We start from the raw sequence: 16,816 nt of genomic DNA, 5'->3' as shown, positions 1-16,816 counted from the left end.
TCTATCCCAGCCTCGCTCTTGCCTTTGCCGTCCAGGCGTTGAACAGCCGGTCGGCGACGATGCCGATGAAGGCTATTGCCAGACCGGCGACAATGCCGCGGCCGGAATCGGCTTTGGACAGTGCGATAAACACCTCCTGGCCGAGATCGCGCGTGCCGACCATGGCGCAGATGATGATCATCGCCAGCGCCATCAGGATCGTCTGGTTGACGCCGAGCATGATCTCCGGCAGCGCCAGCGGCAGTTGCACGCGAAAGAATGTCTGGCGCGGCGTGCAGCCCGAAACTTTCGCCGCCTCGGTCAGCGCCGGTGACACCTGTCTTATGCCGTGATTGGTGTAGCGGATCGCCGGCACCACGGCGAAGGCGACTGTGGCGATCATCGCGGTAACGTCGCCGACTCTGAACAGCATCACCACCGGGATGATGAAGCAGAAGGACGGCAGCACCTGCAGCGTGTCGATGATGGGCGTCACGATCTTCTCGAAGCGATCGCTGCGCGCGGCCATCAGTCCGATCGGGATGCCGATCAGGCAGGCAATGAAGGCCGAGATGCCGCAGAGATAGACCGTCGCCATGGTCTTTTCCCAGAGCCCGGTGATAGCGCAGAAGGCGGTCAGTGCGGCGACCAGGGCTGCCAGACGCAGGCCCGAGAGCTGATAGCCGGCAAGGCCGAGCAGGAACACCGCGCCTAGCCACGGAAAGCCTTCGCAGAAGGCACGCACCGGGTTGAGCACATTGAGGATCAGCGCCACGCGAAACGCTTCGATGACGTCGAAGAAATTGATCGTCACCCAGTTCACCGCTGCCTTCCACAGCGGCGCGGTGGTGAAGGTGATCGCCTTCGGTACCGCGGCGAAGGCCGGCACGAACAGGCCGAGCAGCGTGGTAACGGCAAGGATCGCGATGGCCAGTCTCAGATTGGGATAGCGCCGCCAGAGAGTCGGGCTCGATTCCTGATGGACATGGCCCTTCGCCTGCTTGTGCGCGATGGCCTGGCTCAGCCGGTCGAGCGCGATCGCCAGCGCCACGATGGCGAGACCGGCCTCCATGGCTTCGCCGACCTTCAGCGCGCGCAGCGCCAGAAGCACGTCATAGCCGAGCCCGCCGGCGCCGATCATCGAGGCGATGATCACCATGTTGAGCGCCAGCATGATCACCTGGTTGACGCCGACCATCAGCGTCGGCCGCGCCGAGGGCAAGAGCACCCGCCACAGTTTCTGCCGCGAAGTGCAGCCGGCCATGTCGCTGAAGTCGCCGATCTCCAGCGGCACGCGGGAGAGGCCAAGCATCGTCGCCCGCACCATCGGCGGCGTGGCGAAGATGGCGGTGGCGATCATCGCCGAGACCGGACTGTTGCCGAACAGGAGTAGCATCGGGATGAGGTAGGCGAAGGTCGGGATCGTCTGCATCAGGTCTAGGGCAGGGGAGACGATGAGCCTTCCCGCCCATGGCTTGCGCCACGCCCAGATGCCGGCCAATAGGCCCGTGACGATGCAGAACGGCACGGCGATGGAAATCAGCGCCAGCGTCAGCATGGCGCTGGTCCATTGCCCGAACAGCGCGATGTAGAGGAAGCAGCCGCCGACCAGCAGGCTGAGTTTGCGACCGCCCACGGCATGGCCGGCGAGGAAGGCGGCAGCACACACCCCGACCCAGGACAGGCGCGGCAAGACGACCGTGTCGGCGCCATGGCCGAATTTGAAGCTCTTGGCCAAGAGATTGAGCGCGAAGTCGAGCGGGATGCCGAGCACCGCGGTGATCGAACGCGTCAGCCATGACAGGTTCGACTTGATCCAGCGCATCAGCGCGCTGACCCAGTCGGCGACCGGCACGACCGCTTCGGCGGGATAGTTGACTGCCCAGGGCACACTGCCCTGCAGCAGGAACAGCACGAGCACCGCGGCAAGGGCGAGTACCCAGACAAGCAGCCAGCGCTGAAGCGGTGGCCTCGCCTCGCTGGCGCTTGCCGTTACCGTCATACGGCAGCTCTCTCGATGCCGGCCAGCAGGTCGATCACCGCTTGCGGCGTGACTTCGCCGATCGGCTTGCCGGTGCCGTTGACCACCGCGAAAGGCTTGCCGGCGGAGACGATGCTGGCTGAGAAACTGGCGATCTTGGCCTCCGGCGAAACCGTGCCGCCATGCTCGGCGCCATCGCAGGCGCGCATCAGGCTGCGCGCCGAAATCACCTTGGCGCGGTCGACGTCGCGGGTGAACTCGGCGACATAGTCGGTCGCCGGATTGACCACCAGTTCCTCCGGCGTGCCGATCTGGATGACCTCGCCGTCCTTCATGATGGCGATGCGGTCTGCCAGTCGGATGGCTTCGTCGAAATCATGGGTGATGAAGACGATGGTCTTATGCAGCATGGTCTGCAGCCGCATCAACTCGTCCTGCATCTCGCGGCGGATCAGCGGGTCGAGGGCGGAGAACGGCTCATCAAGGAACCAGATTTCCGGTTTTGTCGCAAGGCTGCGGGCAATGCCGACGCGCTGCTGCTGGCCGCCGGATAGCTCGCGCGGATAGAAGTGCTCGCGGCCGCGCAGGCCGACGAGTTCGATGACCTCACGGGCGCGCGCTTCGCGTGTCGGCCGGTCCTGCCCCTGGATGCTGAGCGGAAAGGCGATGTTGTCCAGCACATTGAGATGCGGCAGGAGCGCGAAATTCTGGAACACCATGCCCATGCGATGGCGCCTGAGTTCGATCAGTGCCGCATCTGAGATCTTGAGCAGATCCTTGCCTTCGAACTCGACCTTGCCGTGGCTCGGCTCGACCAGCCTCGACATGCAGCGCACCAGCGTCGACTTGCCGGAGCCGGAGAGGCCCATGATGATGAAAATCTCGCCCTGGCGGATTTCGAGGTCGACGGCGCGCACCGCCCCGACCAGCCCGGCAGCGGTGACATCGGCCATGCTGGCCTTGCCGTCGCGCTCGCGGATGAAATTGACCGCGTTCGCTCCGAACAGCTTCCACACATTGCGGCAGGCAAGCTTTACCGGGCGTTCGTCCGTGCCCGGTTGCGCCGACCCCCGTTCAGTCCCGTCCGTCATCCAATCGTCCTTCTGGAACATCAAGATTTGAGCCCCGACCGATCAGCGGCCGGGTCTCGCGTTTCCAGTCGGAACGGTCACTGCGCCCAGGCTTTCCAGTCTGCCTCGTGGGCGGCAATCCAGGCGGCGGCGACATCTTCCGGCTTCTTGCCGTCAAGGTCGATCTCGCCGCTCATCTTGTTGAGCTCGTCGGTGTCGATCGTGAAGGCCTTGGCCACCTTGTAGGCGACCGGCCATTTGTCCTTCATGCCGTTCCAGGAGTATTTCCAGATTTCGCCATGCGGCTTGCCGCAGTCATATTTGGCGTCCGGGTTCACGCCCCATTTCGGGTCGTTGTAGCATTCGGGCGTGTATTCGGGGAATTGCACCCATTCGCCCTTGTACTTGGCCGGCGCCCAATGCGGCGAATAGATCCACAGCATGATCGGCGCCTTGCGCTGATAGGCCGAGTCGAGTTCGGCGAACATCGCCGCGTCGGTGCCGGCATGGATCACGGTGAAGGGCAGTTTCAGCGCCGCGACGCGCTCGTCGTCAAAGCCTTCCCAGGTCACCGGGCCGCCGAGATAGCGCCCCTTCGGCGCCGTCTCCGCCGTCGAGAACGAAGCGGCGCAAGTGGCGTCGAGTAAGGCATGCCAGTCCGGCAAGGTCGGGCATTTCTCCTTCATATATTCGGGAAACCACCATTCTTCCTTGGCCTTCGGTCCGAGCTTGCCGAGCCGTTCGGTCTGGCCGGTGGCATCGGACGCCTTCATGGCTTCGCCGGCGGTCGTGTCCCAGAATTCCAGGCCGACATCGAGGTCGCCATTGGTAAGGCCGGTGGTGAGGCTGGAGAGGTAGTCGGCGGTCGGATATTCGACGGTGTAGCCGAGCTTTTCCAGGATGCCGCCGAGGATCTTGGCGTTGAGGTTGACGCTGGTCCAGTCGAACAGCGCGATCTTGATCGGGTCGTTGGATTCCGGTGCGGCGGCGTGGGCGGAAGGCGTCAGCAGGCTTAGTGTCGCGAGCGCGACGGCGCCCATCGATAGTTTCGAAATTCTGCTCCGAAATGACATGCTTGTTCTCCTTCAAGCTGTGGCGGTTATTGTTCGTTCCCTTCTTGCGTCTTTTTCTCATTGTGTTGGAAAGACTGGTCGTTGCGCAAGGCCGTTGCCGCCACGTCGCGGCTAAAGGCGGGGCAGGCGAAATGATGCTGAATTTCGGTGATGATGGAGTATGCCGGGAGGGTCAGCGTCATGACTGCCGATGCATCGCTACGGGAGCGATCATCCGCGGATCAATTGCCAGTCTTGCGGCGCCCTGCAAGGTGCGAGCCATCAAGGTCCCATGATCTCGGCTGTTGGCCTGGCAAGCCCCTCTCGCCAAGCCGTTTCATGGGATGAAATTATATATACCAACGTTCATCTCACGCAACGACTAACGCTTCGCGGCTGCACAAATTCAGACCGCAGGCGAAGTCTGCGAGATGCGGTCCTACCAGCAGACGTAGCCGCCATCGACGATCAGGTCGAGGCCGGTGACGAAGCTCGACGCGCGGCCGGCCAGGAACACCGTCGGCCCGACCATCTCCTCCGGCGCCGCCATGCGTCCCATCGGCGTGTCGCGCTTGAAGATCTTGATCTCTTCCGCCACCTCGGGCCGCCTGTTCATCGGCGTCAGCGTATAGCCCGGGCTGACGACATTGACGCGTAAGCCCCGGTCCGCCCACTCCATGGCGAGGCTCTTCGACATGTGGATGACGGCGGCTTTCGAGGAATTGTAATGCGCCTGCGTCAACCCGCGATTGATGATGGTGCCTGACATCGAGGCGATGTTGATGATCGAGCCTTTGCGCCGCGCCAGCATTTTGCGGGCTTCGGCCTGGCAGGACAGGAACACGCCGGCGACATTGACCTCGTGCACCCTCTGCCATGTCTCCAGCGACATCGTCTCGGCCGGTTCCGAACCGGCAATGCCGGCATTGTTGACGGCGATGGTCAGCGCACCAAGTTCAGCCTCGACGCGATCGATTGCCGCCGCGAGATCGCTCTCAGACGTCACTGTGCCGGTCAACACCAGCGCCTTGCGGCCAAGTGCCGTGATCCGGTGCGCGGTCTCTTCAAGCCCGCCCTTCGATGCATGGCCGAAACAGGCGACGTCGGCCCCTGCCTCCGCCAGTCCGATCGCGATTGCCTGGCCGATGCCGCTGCCGGCGCCGGTGACCAGCGCGACATCGCCGTCCAGCTTGAAAAGATCCATCGATAGCCCTCCCTGATTCAGGGGAGGGTATGCGCTGCATGGCAGTTCGATCAACCTCTTCAGAAATCGCAAGCCTTGGGGCGCTTGTCCGAAGACCAGTCCTTGAGCGGCACTGGCCTGAACTTGCCCTTGATCGGCTCGCCGTCCTCGAGGCCCTTGGAGACAGTGCCCTTGCCGGTGAGATAGTTGATGTCGCAGCCACCAACCGTCGTCTCGACGCCATCCGATGTCTGTTGGTTCCATTCCCAGCTGCGGCTGTAGCCACCGACCAGGAATTGGCCCCGGCGATAGACGATTGTCAGCGTGTCTTCTGTCGACTTGCTGGCGCCGCAGCCGAAGCAGGACGTCACCGTCAGCGATCCCTTGCCCTTGCTTTCAAGGTCGATGACCCGGTCTTCGGTCAGCCCTTTCCTAACGAAATCGGGCCGACGCGAGGGATCGAACTTCTCCTCGCCGACCGCCAGGTAAATATACAGGTCGGGCGGCTCGCCGGGCTCCTGCAGAACTAGGGCCCGGTCCATCTTGCTGTCCTGGTCGATGTCGAGCTTGAGTTCGAAAGCCGGACCGTTTTCGGCAAATGCCGGCACCGGCAAAGCGGCCAGGGCGACGAGCCAGGGCAGGCCCGCAAGATGAAGTGCCGTCTTCATGAGCAATCGTCCGCAGCGAAATCTCAGCCTAGCACTGGCCCGGGCGAACGAGAACTCGAAACTCTGGATGACTTCGAACCCAGTCAGTTGGTGCAGCTCAGAAGTAGCCGCTGGACGCGGCCGTGAATTCCTTCGGGATCTCCACACCGTCGACCAGGATCTTGTCGACCCGTTCGTGGTGAAAGCAGACCAGGCCCTTGATCCGCTCGGCCTCATGCACCGGCTCTGGATAATACCAGACGAGGTTCTCGTGGCGCTTCTTGGGCGTGGTCACGTGATAGTAGCTGGAGATGCCCTTGTAGGGACAGCGCGAGATGTAGCGGCTGGGCGCGAACATATCGAGCCGCGTGTCGGCGATCGGCAGATAGTGGCGCACCGGATGGCCGGTCTCGAACAGGAACACGCCACGGCGTGAATCGGCAACCTGCTCGCCGTCGAGGATGACCTGGACCCGCCGCGAGGAGGGCAGGCAGTCGACCCGGCGGAACGGATCGCGGGCGTGGACGAAGATTTCTTCGTCCTCCTCAAACCAATGCGTCATCTTGGGCCAATAGAAGGACATATAGTCCGACAGGTCAGGCGATCCCTTGACCGGATCGACGTAGCGCCAGGCGGCATCCTCGACCAGCGTGATGCCGGTGTTCAGCGAATAATGCGTGGCGACGCCCTTGAACGGGCTCTCGGTCGTCGTCGTGCTGGGCAGCAGGAATTCCTCGCGCACGTCGCTGATCGGGAAGTAGTAGACCGGCAGATGGTCGCTCTCGTAGAGCACCAGCGCCTTGGTCGTGTCGGCGACGATCATCGATCCCACCTGCACGCGCAGCCGCTTCTGCATCGGCATGGTGAAGGCGACATAGCCGGGCTCGAACTCGTACTGCACGATGGTGTCGAGCAAGGGGAAATGCGGCCCGCGGCCGCGCAAATGAGGCTTGCGAATGGTAGTCTCCCGTTTCTTTTCTTTTGTCATCGAGCGTTGGCGCACAGCGAGATGAACCTGGATTGAATTGTGGTGCCGGAGAGGGTTTCCGGGCGGCGGGTTTCCCTTGCAGCGAGCGGCTCGAGCGATGGCCCCCCATCGCTATTCACAGCCCTGCCAGCGAATAGCCTCACCGCCCGAAAAGCGGAATTGTCCAATCCAGCCTCTATCCCAGCGACACGCGATCGAGCAGCAGCCCGGCGGCGATCGGCGGCAGGCCGCTGACATTCTTGCGCACCGGCACCAGCAGATCGGGGAAGTAGCTGAAAATCACAGGTGTCTCGTCGAGCAGCAGCTTCTGGATATCGGAGGCCGCCGCGCGCTGTGCGCCGATGTCGAGTGCCTTGAGGTAGGAGGTGACCGTGTCGTCATAGGCAGGGTTCTTGAAATGCGCCGCATTCCACGGGCCGTCGCCGACCAGCGGGCTCTTCAGGAACACATTGGGCACGCTGCGGTGGGCGTAGTCGGTGATCCCCAACGGGCTGTCCAGCCAGTCCGACTGGCCAAACACCGCCTTGCCGTAATATTTGTCCTGGTCCTCGATGTTGAGCGAGATGCGCGCACCGATCTCCTTGGCGAAATTCTGGAACAGCTGCGCGTAGCCTGGAATATCGGAATAGCGCAGCGTCGTCAGCGTGATGTCGAAGCCGTTGGCGAGGCCGGCTGCCTCGAGAAGCTGCTTGGCCTTGGCGATGTCCTGGACGCGCTGCGGCACAGACTTGTCGGTGGCGGGGAAGGCTGGTGCGAACGGGCTGTCATTGCCGGTCGCCGCCATGCCGCGGCAGAGGCCGTCGACCAGCTTGGAGCGGTCGATGCTGAGCGCCAGCGCCTGGCGCACGCGCTTGTCGGTGAACGGACCAGTGTCGCAGCGCATGTGCAACTGGCGGTGCGCGGTCGAGGCGACGCGCAGCACCGTGATGTCGGGGCTGTTCAGCACCACCTGGCTGACATCGAGCGGCACCGCGTCGAGGATGTCGACCTCGCCCGCCTGCAATGCCAGGATGCGTGGCTGCACGTCGCCGTAGAATTTGAACTCGAGCCGGTCGGGCAGCGCCTTCTCGCCCCAATAGTCTGGGTTGCGGATGAAGGTGGCGCCGACCTTCGGCGTATAGCTCTCCAGCCGGAACGGGCCCGTGCCTTCAAAGGTCTTTTCATAGTCGCCCTTGTAGCTCGCCGGCAGGATGACGGCGTTGTAATTGTCGATCGACACCGAATAGGGAAAACTGCCGTTCGGCGCATCGAGATGGAAGGCGACTGTGTGGTCGTCGACCTTCTGCGTGCCGCCCTTCGACAGCAGGCCCTTGAACACCGAAAGCGCATTCGAGGCGCCGTTCGGATCGGCCAGCCGATCGAAGGTCGCTACCACGTCGTCGGCCTTGAAGTCCTCGCCATTGTGGAATTTCACGCCTTTGCGCAGCTTGAAGGTCCAGACACTACCGTCCGCGTTCGGCGACCAGCTTTCCGCCAGCACGGGCTTCAAGGTGAGGTCCGGCTGCGTGATGCAGAGGAATTCGGCGGTCTGGAAAACCAGCTGGTAGCTGCCGCTGTCATAGTAGGTGACGGGATCGATGGCGCCACCGGGCGTGGCAACGCCGGCGCGCACCGTGCCGCCCGGCTTGCCTTCGGCGCGGGCCTTCTGCGTGCCGAGGCCGGCAGCGGCGACAAGGCTGCCCAGGAACGGCAAGGAAAGGCCGAGAACGCTGCCATGGCGCACGAAATCGCGGCGGTCGAGCCGGCCGGCCAGTAATTCGTCGACAGCGGAATTTTCGATTGCCGTCAGGTTTTTGCGAGCAGCATCGATCGTCATGAGAGGCCTTGGCATGGCTGCATTCCTCGCTTGCCCTTGGGGGGCGGCCATTTAGGTCATTGTTGACTGCGACCGGAAAGCGATATTTTTTGATAAGGGTCATCGAAATTTTCGATGCAAGGGATGAGTATGGATACTGAAAACCTGCGTAGCTTCTTGGAGGTTGCCGAACATGGCAGCTTCACTGTCGCGGCCAGCCGGCTCAACCTTGCGCAATCCACCGTCAGTGCGCGGATCAGGGGGCTGGAGGAGCAATTGGGACGCCGGCTTTTCGTGCGCGACCGCGACGGCGTCACACTGACGCCGGCTGGCCGGCAGTTCCTGCCGCACGCCTCCTCCATCACCCGCACTTGGGAGCAATCGAGGCAGGATATCGCCGTTCCCGATGGCTATGAAACACTGCTGCGGCTGACCGCTCCAGCCTATCTCTGGGACCTGATCACCTCGCCATGGGTCGAATGGATGCGTGCAAAACGGCCAAACGTGGCGCTAAGGCTCGAGGGCAGTTTTCCGGACCTGGCGATCGATCATCTGGCCGAAGGCTTGCTCGATATCTGCATCCTCTATCTGCCGCGCCCGCATCCCGGCATCGTCTATGAGACATTGGCCGTCGATCAGGTGGTGCTGGTCCAGCACGCGGCGCAGACGAAGCCGTGGACCGACAACTACATCCTGATGGACTGGGGGCTCGAATTCCGCATCGAGCATGACCGCGCCGTTGGCGGCATGGTCAAGCCGGCCATTTCCGCCGGGCTGGTCTTCATCGGGTTGCAGCATGTGCTGTCGCAGCAAGCCGCGGCATATCTGCCGCTCAGTGCCGTCAGTGGTCATATCGAGCGCGGCGAGATGCGGCGTATCGACAATGCGCCAATGTTCCAGCGGCCGATCTATCTCGCCTATCCCTCTAACCCCGTCTCGTCGGATGTGCTCGACGTCGCGCTGACGGGCTTGCGCTCGCTGGCCAAGGGCTGGACCAGCGATCAGGGTTTTTCGGAAGGCGACCGTTCCCTGGGCATGGCCGGCCTGAGGTAGCCGGCCAGCGATGCCCTGCTATGCCGCCTCGATCACGGCGGGTTTCTGCAGCCTCGCCAGTTCCGCATAGGGGATATGGCAGCGGATCGAATGTCCGGGCTGTGCTTCTGCCAGCGGCGGCTCCTGCTGCTCGCAGATCGGGCCGATCTTGCGCGGGCAGCGTGTGTGGAAGACGCAGCCTGATGGCGGGTTGGTGGCGCTGGGGATTTCACCGTCGAGCCGGATGCGCGCGGTTTCGGTCTGGTCGAGCTTGGGCACGGCCGACAGCAGCGCTTCGGTATAGGGATGATGCGGACCGGAGAAGACCTCCTCCGATGGCCCGATCTCCATGATGCGGCCGAGATAGAGCACGGCGATCTTGTCGGAGAGGTAACGCACCACGCCAAGGTCGTGCGAGATGAAGATGTAGCTGACATCCTCCTTGGACTGCAGGTCGGCAAGCAGGTTGAGGATAGCCGCCTGGACGGAGACGTCGAGCGCGGAGGTCGGCTCGTCGCAGACGACGATGCGCGGATCGCCGGCGAAGGCACGCGCAATGGCGACGCGCTGCTTCAGCCCGCCTGACAGCTGGCGCGGCTTGACGGCCAGATGCCGATCGGTGAGGCGCACCGAGTGGACGAGATCGTCGAGGCGCGCCTCCTGCGCCTTGCCGGACAGACCGGCCAGCCGCTTCAAGGCGCGGCCGAGGATGTGGCGGATCGAATGCGAGCGGTTGAGGGCTGAGTCCGGGTTCTGGAAGACGATCTGCATCGCCTTGACCTGATCGTCGCCACGGTTCTCCAGCTTTGCCGCCAGCGGCTTGCCCTCGAGCTCGATGGTGCCGCCCTCATCGGGCGGCACAAGGCCGAGCAGCAGCCTGGCGAAGGTGGTCTTGCCGCTGCCGGATTCGCCGACCAGCCCCAGTGTTTCGCCGGGCCGCAGATCAAGCGAGACATCCTTGACCGCGCGCAAGGGATGGCCATGGCTGGCATAGGTCTTGTTCAGCCCGGCGACACGCAGCACCGGTGCCGCTTCCGCCTTTGGCGCAGGCGCAACATCGCTGGGTGTGGCGCGCGGCAGGGCCTGCGCCTTGTCGTGATGGAAGCAACGCGACAAGCGTTTTCCGCGCTCGTCGCTCAGATCATAGAGCGGCGGCAATTCGGTGCGGCAGCGATCGTCGGCGAGCGCGCAGCGGTCGGCGAAGGCACAGCCCTTGATGTCAGCGCCAATACCCGGCAGGAAACCCGGAATGGTGTCGAGCCGGCCCTGGTCCTTGCGCTGGCCACCGCGCGGCAGGCAGCGCAGCAGGGCAACCGTGTAGGGATGGCGCGGATCGTTGAAGACGACGTCGGTCGGCCCTTCTTCCACCAGCATGCCGGCATAGAGCACGCCGACCCGGTCGCACATGTTGGAGACGACGGCGAGGTTGTGGCTGATGAACAGGATCGAGGCCGACAGCTCTTGCCGCAGCTGTGCGATGAGGTCGAGCACCTCCGCTTCGACGGTCGCATCCAGCCCGGTCGTCGGCTCGTCGAGGATCAGCATCGAGGGATCATTGGCCAGCGCCATGGCGATCGCCACGCGCTGCTGCATGCCGCCGGAGAGCTGGTGCGGGTAGCGCTGCATGACGCTTGGCGGATCGGAGATGCGCACGCGGTTGAGCATGGCAATGGCGCGATCCTCAGCCGCCTTGCCCGTGACGCCGGCAAGTTCAAAGATCTCGGTCAGCTGGCGTCCGATGCGGATCGACGGGTTCAGCGCCTTGCCGGGATCCTGATAGACCATCGAGACACTTTCGGCTCGCGCGCGCCGCAAGGCCTCGGCATCGAGCTTCATGACGTCCTGGCCGTCGAGCGAGATGGCGCCGCCCGATATCGAGCCGTTCCTCGGCAGATAGCGCACGACGGTGAGTGCCACGGTGGATTTGCCGCAGCCGGACTCGCCGACCAGCCCGTAGGCCTCGCCTTGGCTGATGTTAAGGCTGAGATTGCGCAGCACGGCGCGGTTGCGCCCGGCCACCCGATAGGCGACCGACAGATCGTGCAGCTCGAGGGCGTTTTCAGCCTTTGCTGAGTTAGTCATTGAGCGCTCCATGGACGCCGTCGGCCGCCAGGTTGACGCCGATCACCAGCGAGGCGATGGCGAGTGCGTCGAACAGCACCGTCCACCAGAAGCCGCCGCCGATCATGCCGTAATTGCTGGAGATCGACAGCCCCCAGTCGGGTGATGGCGGCTGGATGCCAAAACCCATGAAGGACAGCGTGGCGACCGCGAAGATGGCGTATCCCAGCCGCACGGTGGTCTCGACCAGGATCGGCGGGATGACGTTGGGCAGGATTTCGACGAACATCGTATGCAGCGCACTCTCGTGCCTCAGCTGGGCGGCGGCGACATAGTCGAGTTCGCGTTCGGCCAGCACCGCCGAGCGCACGGTGCGGGCAATGATCGGCGCGAAGCTCAGGCCAATGACGACGATGACGGTGGTCTTGGAGGTGCCAAGCGCGACGATGGCGAGCAGCGCCACGATGACGACCGGGATCGCCATGAAAGCTTCGAGGATGCGGCTGACGACATCGTCGACGATGCCGCGGAAATAGCCGGTGAGCAGGCCAAGTGCGGTGCCGGCCACCGTCGCCAGCAAGGTCGCCAGCGGGGCGACAGTGAGGATATCGCGCGAGCCGACGATGACGCGCGAGAAGACGTCGCGGCCGATCTGGTCGGTGCCGAACCAGTGCTCGCGCGAGGGCGGCGCCAGCGCGTTGATGATGTCGTCGGCAAGCGGGTCATAGGGCGCAAAATGTTCGCCGAACAGTGCGCAGGCGACCCAGAACAGTACGATGACGAGGCCGACGAGGAAGGTTCGCGAGCGCAGCAGCGAGAACAAGACCTCCGCCATGGGGCTGCGCCGGCGCGTGTCGTCTTGTGGGGGAGAGGTGGTCTGGACGGCGCTCATTGGTCTGACCCCAGCCGGATGCGCGGATTAAGCACGGAATAGAGGAAGTCGGCGATCAATGTCGCCACGGCATAGACGATGCCGATGGTGAGGATGCCCGATTCCAGCATCGGGAAATCCTTGCCGCGCGCGGCGGTGAAGATCAGCGAGCCGATGCCCTGGTAGCGAAACAGCGTCTCAATCACCACCAAGCCGCCGATGAGATAGCCGGTTTGCGTAGCGATGACGGTGATGGTCGGCAGCAGCGCGTTGCGCAGCACATGGCGCCAGATCACGGTGCGCCAGGGCAGGCCTTTGAGCACCGCCGTTCGCGTATAGTCGGAATCGAGCGCCTCGATCATGCCGGAGCGCGCCATGCGCGCGATATAGCCGAACAGGACCAGGAACAGCGGCAGTGACGGTAGGATCAGGTAATAGAGCTGGGTGAAGAAGCCGGCATCCTTCGGCCAGGCCGCCGAGATCGGCAGCCAGCGCAGCCACACACCGAAGATAAGGATCAGGATGATGCCGGTGACGAACTCCGGCAACACCGTCACCGACAGGCCGCCAAGGCTGATGATGCGGTCGAGCGGGCGGTTGAGATTGAGTGCGGCCACGACACCGCCGAGGATGCCGATCGGCACCACCAGCACGAAGGCGACGGCGGCCAGCTTCATCGAATTGCCCAAGGCATCGATGACGAACGGCGCCACCGGCGAGCGGAAGATGTAGGACGTGCCCATGTCGCCCCGGACGAAGTTCCAGATCCAGGTCGCATATTGGGTGAGCAGCGGGCGATCGACGCCGAGAGTGTGATTGAGTGCATCTACCGCGCGCTGGTCGGCAAACGGCCCCAGGATCGCTCGCCCGACATTGCCGGGCAGCACCTGGCCGCCCAGGAACACCATGATGCTGAGCAGGAACAGCGTCACGAGCGACAGGGAAATGCGCCGTGCAAAGAAGGAGAGAATGGCTAAGACTCCTTGTGGAGCCAGCCCCCATGCGGGAGCTGGCTGTTACAGGATTGGCTTTCCCTTTTCGCTTTAGGCCTTCGTTGCCTTTTCGAGGAACAGCTGCGACATGGCGGTCGGCTGCACGCCGGCCACGCCCTTCGCTGTCGCCGTCAGGTAGTCGTAGAAATAGCCGAAGATGACAGGCGTTTCCTCGAGCAGCAGGTTCTGGATTTTGCCTGCTGTGGCCTTCTGCGCCTCAAGGTCGAGCGCGGCGATGTAGCTGTTCGCCAGCGTGTCGTAGTCCTTGTTCTTGAAATGCGCGGCGTTCCAGGTGCCGTCGCTCTTCAGGGGTGCTGCAAGGAACACGTTCGGCACGCCGCGGTGACCATAGTCGGTAATGCCCATCACCGAATCCAGCCAGTTCGATTTGCCGAACACCGCATCGCCGTAGTAGCCGCCCTGGTCAAGGATGTTGAGCTCGAGCTCGATGCCGATCTCCTTGACCCAGTTCTGGATGAGCTGGGCGTATTCGGGAATTTCCAGGTAGCGCTCGGTGGTCAGCGTCACCTTGAAACCCTTGCCGGCGCCGGCCGCTTCCATCAGTTGCTTGGCCTGCGCGATATCCTGCTTGCGCTGCGGCACGCTTGTATCGGTCGACGGATAGGCAGGCGCGAACGGGCTGTCGTTGCCAGGCGAAGCGCGGCCTTTCATCAGGCCGGCGACGAGTTTGTCGCGATCGAGGCTGAGCGCGATGGCGCGGCGCACGCGCGGGTCCTTGAACGGATCGGAATCGCAGCGCAGATGCAGTTGCTGGTGCGCGACCGACTTCAGGCTGATGATGTCGACGCTCGGATCACTGAGCAGTGCAACGCCGGCCAGCACCGGCATCTGGTTGATGATGTCGACCTGTCCGCCCTGCAGCGCCAGGATCATCGGCTGCACATCGGTGAAGAAGGTGAACTCGCTGCGATCGGGCAGCGCCTTCTCGCCCCAATAGTTGTCGTTGCGGACGAAAGAGGCGCCTACCTTGGCCGTGTATTTTTCGATCTTGAACGGGCCGGTGCCGTCGAAGCTGGTCTCGTAGTCGCCCTTGTAGCTCGCCGGGATGATCACGGCGTTGTAGTTGTCCGACGATACCATGTAGGGGAAATTGCCGTTCGGCGCGTCGAGATGGAATTCCACCGTGTAGTCGTCGACCTTCTTGGTGGCGCCCTTCTGCAGGATGCCGGTGAACACCGACAGCGCGTTGGACGAGTTTGCCGGGTCGGCAAGGCGGTCGATGCTGGCCACCACGTCGTCGGCCTTCATCTCGCCGCCGGAGTGGAATTTCACGCCCTTGCGCAGCTTGAAGGTCCACACAGTGCCGGTATCGTTCGGCTTCCAGCTTTCCGCCAGAGCCGGCTTCAGCACGAGATCTGGGCCGTCGACGCAGAGGAATTCGGCAACCTGCTGCAGCACGACGAGGCCGCCGGCATCGGCAATGGTGACCGGGTCGATGGCTGCTGCCGGCACGCTGCTGGCAACGCGGATGGTGGCGCCGGCGGCGCCCGCGGCGCGGGCGAGCGACGGCATGCCACTGAGGCCGGCCGCCGTGGTGATACCGCCCAGAAGCGGCAGCGACAGGCCGAGCAGGCTGCCGTGGCGAATGAAATCACGGCGGCTGACACGGCCGTCGACGAGACCGTCGATGAGGTGATTTTCGAGCGGCGAGCGGCTGCGCCGGATCAGGTCGAGAATGCGATAGTTCTTGCTCATGGGTTTAACCCTTTCCCCTATTTCTTATGGCTGAGAATGCACTTCCGGTTGACGAAATTCCGTGGAGTTCTCCTTGCCCCGGCCATCAACGACGTGAGTTCGACCGGGACTGTAGCATGCGGCTTTGTCTGGTCCATCCGATCCTTGCGGCGCAGGGGTCAGATTTTCTTGAGGCAATGCTTCCACCGTCAGGCCCTGTCGTTGCGATCCAATCGCAGCAGTGGACTCTTGCTCTTGAATAAGTCTCCTTCCCTTCTCGTTTCCCTAGTTGAGCGGCAGGCGGCGATATGTGCCGGGCTTCGCCGGGTCGTGATATTTGTTGCACGGGCCGTTCTCGACGAAATCGCGATGGCAGGCCGCGAGGTTTTTCCGCGACAAGGTGACGCCGAGACCGGGTCCCTCGGGCACGCGCACGACATTGTTCCCAGGCGAAAACGGCCCTTCTTCGGTGATATCCATGGGCTGCATGCGAAACAGCGACTGGTTCGGCTCCCGGATCCAGCCGAGCGCCGCGCACAGATGCAGATAGGCCGCGCTGCCGATGCCGCTGTCGCCGCTGTAGCACCAGAAATCGACGCCGGCGTGCTCGCAGGCGCCGACGAAGCGCAGCATGCGGCCGATGCCGCCATGCGCTGTCGGGTTGCCGACGAAGGCGTCCGGAACCTTGAGGTCCATGGCGCGCGCAATGTCGATGTTGTGGGTTGAGAACGGGATCGAGCAATGCTGCCGCAACTGGCGCATCTCTTCGATCGTTGCCACCGGATCCTCCCAGTTGCGCACGCCGAGTTCTTCGAGCGGCCGCGCCAGCCGCCGCGCGGTGCTGAGCGAATAGGCCTGGTTGGAATCGATGCGGATCATCGCCTCGTCGCCGAGCTTTTCGCGGATCAGCTCGACCATTCTCAGCGAGACTTTCGGGTCTTGCGTCGAGAATTTGCCTTCGAAGAAGGTCGTGCCATGCGTCTCGTGCAGTTCGACGCAATAATCGGCGACTTCTTCCGGCGTCGTCTCGCCCTTCACCTTGGGTCCATCGCCGCGCAGCGAGAAATAGTCGGTGAACGGGATGTCCTTGCGCACGGCGCCACCGAGCAGCTGGTAGAGCGGTTGGTTCCACGCCTTGCCGCGCAGATCCCACAACGCCATTTCGACGGCGCCGAAAGCCATGATGCGGGTGCGGTCGTTGATCGACTGCACGCCGGTCCAGTAGGGCAGGCAGACATGCTCTGCGCCGGCGATATCGAAGGCGTCGCGGCCGATCAGGCGCTCGGCCAGAACATCATTGATGATGGCGGCTGCCGCCGGCGTCGGCGCTTCGCCCAAGCCGATCGGCCCATCCTCGGTCTCGACCTCGACAATGGTCTGCGAAAACCCGTCGAGCTCGCCGAACACCCAGCCATAGGGTGCCTCGAGGCGAAGATTGATCGGCGTGGCCTTGATGCTGCGGATCTTCAT

General features: G+C 63.4%; 14 protein-coding genes. 1 reads left to right on the top strand and 13 read right to left on the bottom strand.

The genetic code is table 11. From position 1 onward, the window contains the following. Nucleotide 1: 1 nt before the first annotated feature. The 8 genes from HGP13_RS28205 to HGP13_RS28170 form a co-directional block, all read right to left on the bottom strand. Nucleotides 2-1,981 (bottom strand): ABC transporter permease subunit, encoded by a 1,980-nt coding sequence (locus HGP13_RS28205; RefSeq protein WP_172231696.1) that lies wholly within the window; start codon nt 1,979-1,981, stop codon nt 2-4. Then, complete coding sequence (locus HGP13_RS28200) at nt 1,978-3,051, bottom strand: glycine betaine/L-proline ABC transporter ATP-binding protein (RefSeq protein ID WP_172231693.1); 1,074 nt, start codon at nt 3,049-3,051, stop codon at nt 1,978-1,980. Before HGP13_RS28200 ends, HGP13_RS28205 begins: the two co-directional genes overlap by 4 nt. A 77-nt stretch (nt 3,052-3,128) precedes the next feature. Then, nucleotides 3,129-4,103 carry an ABC transporter substrate-binding protein gene (locus HGP13_RS28195; RefSeq protein ID WP_172231690.1) on the bottom strand — a complete coding sequence of 325 codons (975 nt, stop codon included), beginning with the start codon at nt 4,101-4,103 and terminating at the stop codon, nt 3,129-3,131. 26 nt (nt 4,104-4,129) lie between these two features. Next, entirely contained in the window at nt 4,130-4,285 is a 156-nt protein-coding gene (locus HGP13_RS28190; protein ID WP_172231687.1) for a hypothetical protein, read from the bottom strand. Between the two features lie 236 nt (nt 4,286-4,521). Continuing rightward, the gene (locus HGP13_RS28185; RefSeq protein WP_172231684.1) at nt 4,522-5,286 is read right to left on the bottom strand and encodes an SDR family oxidoreductase; all 765 of its coding nucleotides are present in this window, start codon (nt 5,284-5,286) and stop codon (nt 4,522-4,524) included. A 59-nt stretch (nt 5,287-5,345) separates the two neighbouring features. After that, a complete protein-coding gene (locus HGP13_RS28180) occupies nt 5,346-5,933 on the bottom strand; it encodes a hypothetical protein (RefSeq protein WP_172231681.1) in 588 nt (195 codons plus the stop codon). 97 nt (nt 5,934-6,030) lie between these two features. Further along, a complete protein-coding gene (locus tag HGP13_RS28175; protein ID WP_172231678.1) occupies nt 6,031-6,900 on the bottom strand; it encodes a DUF427 domain-containing protein in 870 nt (289 codons plus the stop codon). 175 nt (nt 6,901-7,075) lie between these two features. Next, a complete protein-coding gene (locus HGP13_RS28170; protein WP_172231675.1) occupies nt 7,076-8,731 on the bottom strand; it encodes an ABC transporter substrate-binding protein in 1,656 nt (551 codons plus the stop codon). Nucleotides 8,732-8,845: 114 nt separating this feature from the next. On the opposite strand from HGP13_RS28170, the gene HGP13_RS28165 reads away from it, so the two are divergent. Continuing rightward, entirely contained in the window at nt 8,846-9,748 is a 903-nt protein-coding gene (locus HGP13_RS28165) for a LysR family transcriptional regulator (protein ID WP_172231672.1), read from the top strand. Between the two features lie 18 nt (nt 9,749-9,766). Here the strand turns inward: HGP13_RS28165 and HGP13_RS28160 are convergent, their stop codons facing one another. From HGP13_RS28160 to HGP13_RS28140, 5 genes are all read right to left on the bottom strand, one after another. Next, on the bottom strand, nt 9,767-11,809 hold the full coding sequence (locus HGP13_RS28160) for an ABC transporter ATP-binding protein (protein WP_172231669.1): 2,043 nt from the start codon (nt 11,807-11,809) through the stop codon (nt 9,767-9,769). Next, a complete protein-coding gene (locus tag HGP13_RS28155) occupies nt 11,802-12,680 on the bottom strand; it encodes an ABC transporter permease (RefSeq protein WP_172231666.1) in 879 nt (292 codons plus the stop codon). The genes HGP13_RS28160 and HGP13_RS28155 overlap by 8 nt, the downstream gene beginning before the upstream one ends. Beyond that, the gene (locus HGP13_RS28150; RefSeq protein ID WP_281411006.1) at nt 12,677-13,630 is read right to left on the bottom strand and encodes an ABC transporter permease; all 954 of its coding nucleotides are present in this window, start codon (nt 13,628-13,630) and stop codon (nt 12,677-12,679) included. The genes HGP13_RS28155 and HGP13_RS28150 overlap by 4 nt, the downstream gene beginning before the upstream one ends. 72 nt (nt 13,631-13,702) lie before the next feature. Continuing rightward, complete coding sequence (locus HGP13_RS28145) at nt 13,703-15,367, bottom strand: ABC transporter substrate-binding protein (protein WP_172231663.1); 1,665 nt, start codon at nt 15,365-15,367, stop codon at nt 13,703-13,705. 264 nt (nt 15,368-15,631) lie between these two features. Then, complete coding sequence (locus HGP13_RS28140; RefSeq protein WP_172231660.1) at nt 15,632-16,816, bottom strand: mandelate racemase/muconate lactonizing enzyme family protein; 1,185 nt, start codon at nt 16,814-16,816, stop codon at nt 15,632-15,634.

It is taken from the genome of Mesorhizobium sp. NZP2077, from assembly GCF_013170805.1.
GTDB lineage: Bacteria > Pseudomonadota > Alphaproteobacteria > Rhizobiales > Rhizobiaceae > Mesorhizobium.
Note: the sequence above shows the minus strand (reverse complement) of the source record. Positions and strands in the feature narration are given on the sequence as shown.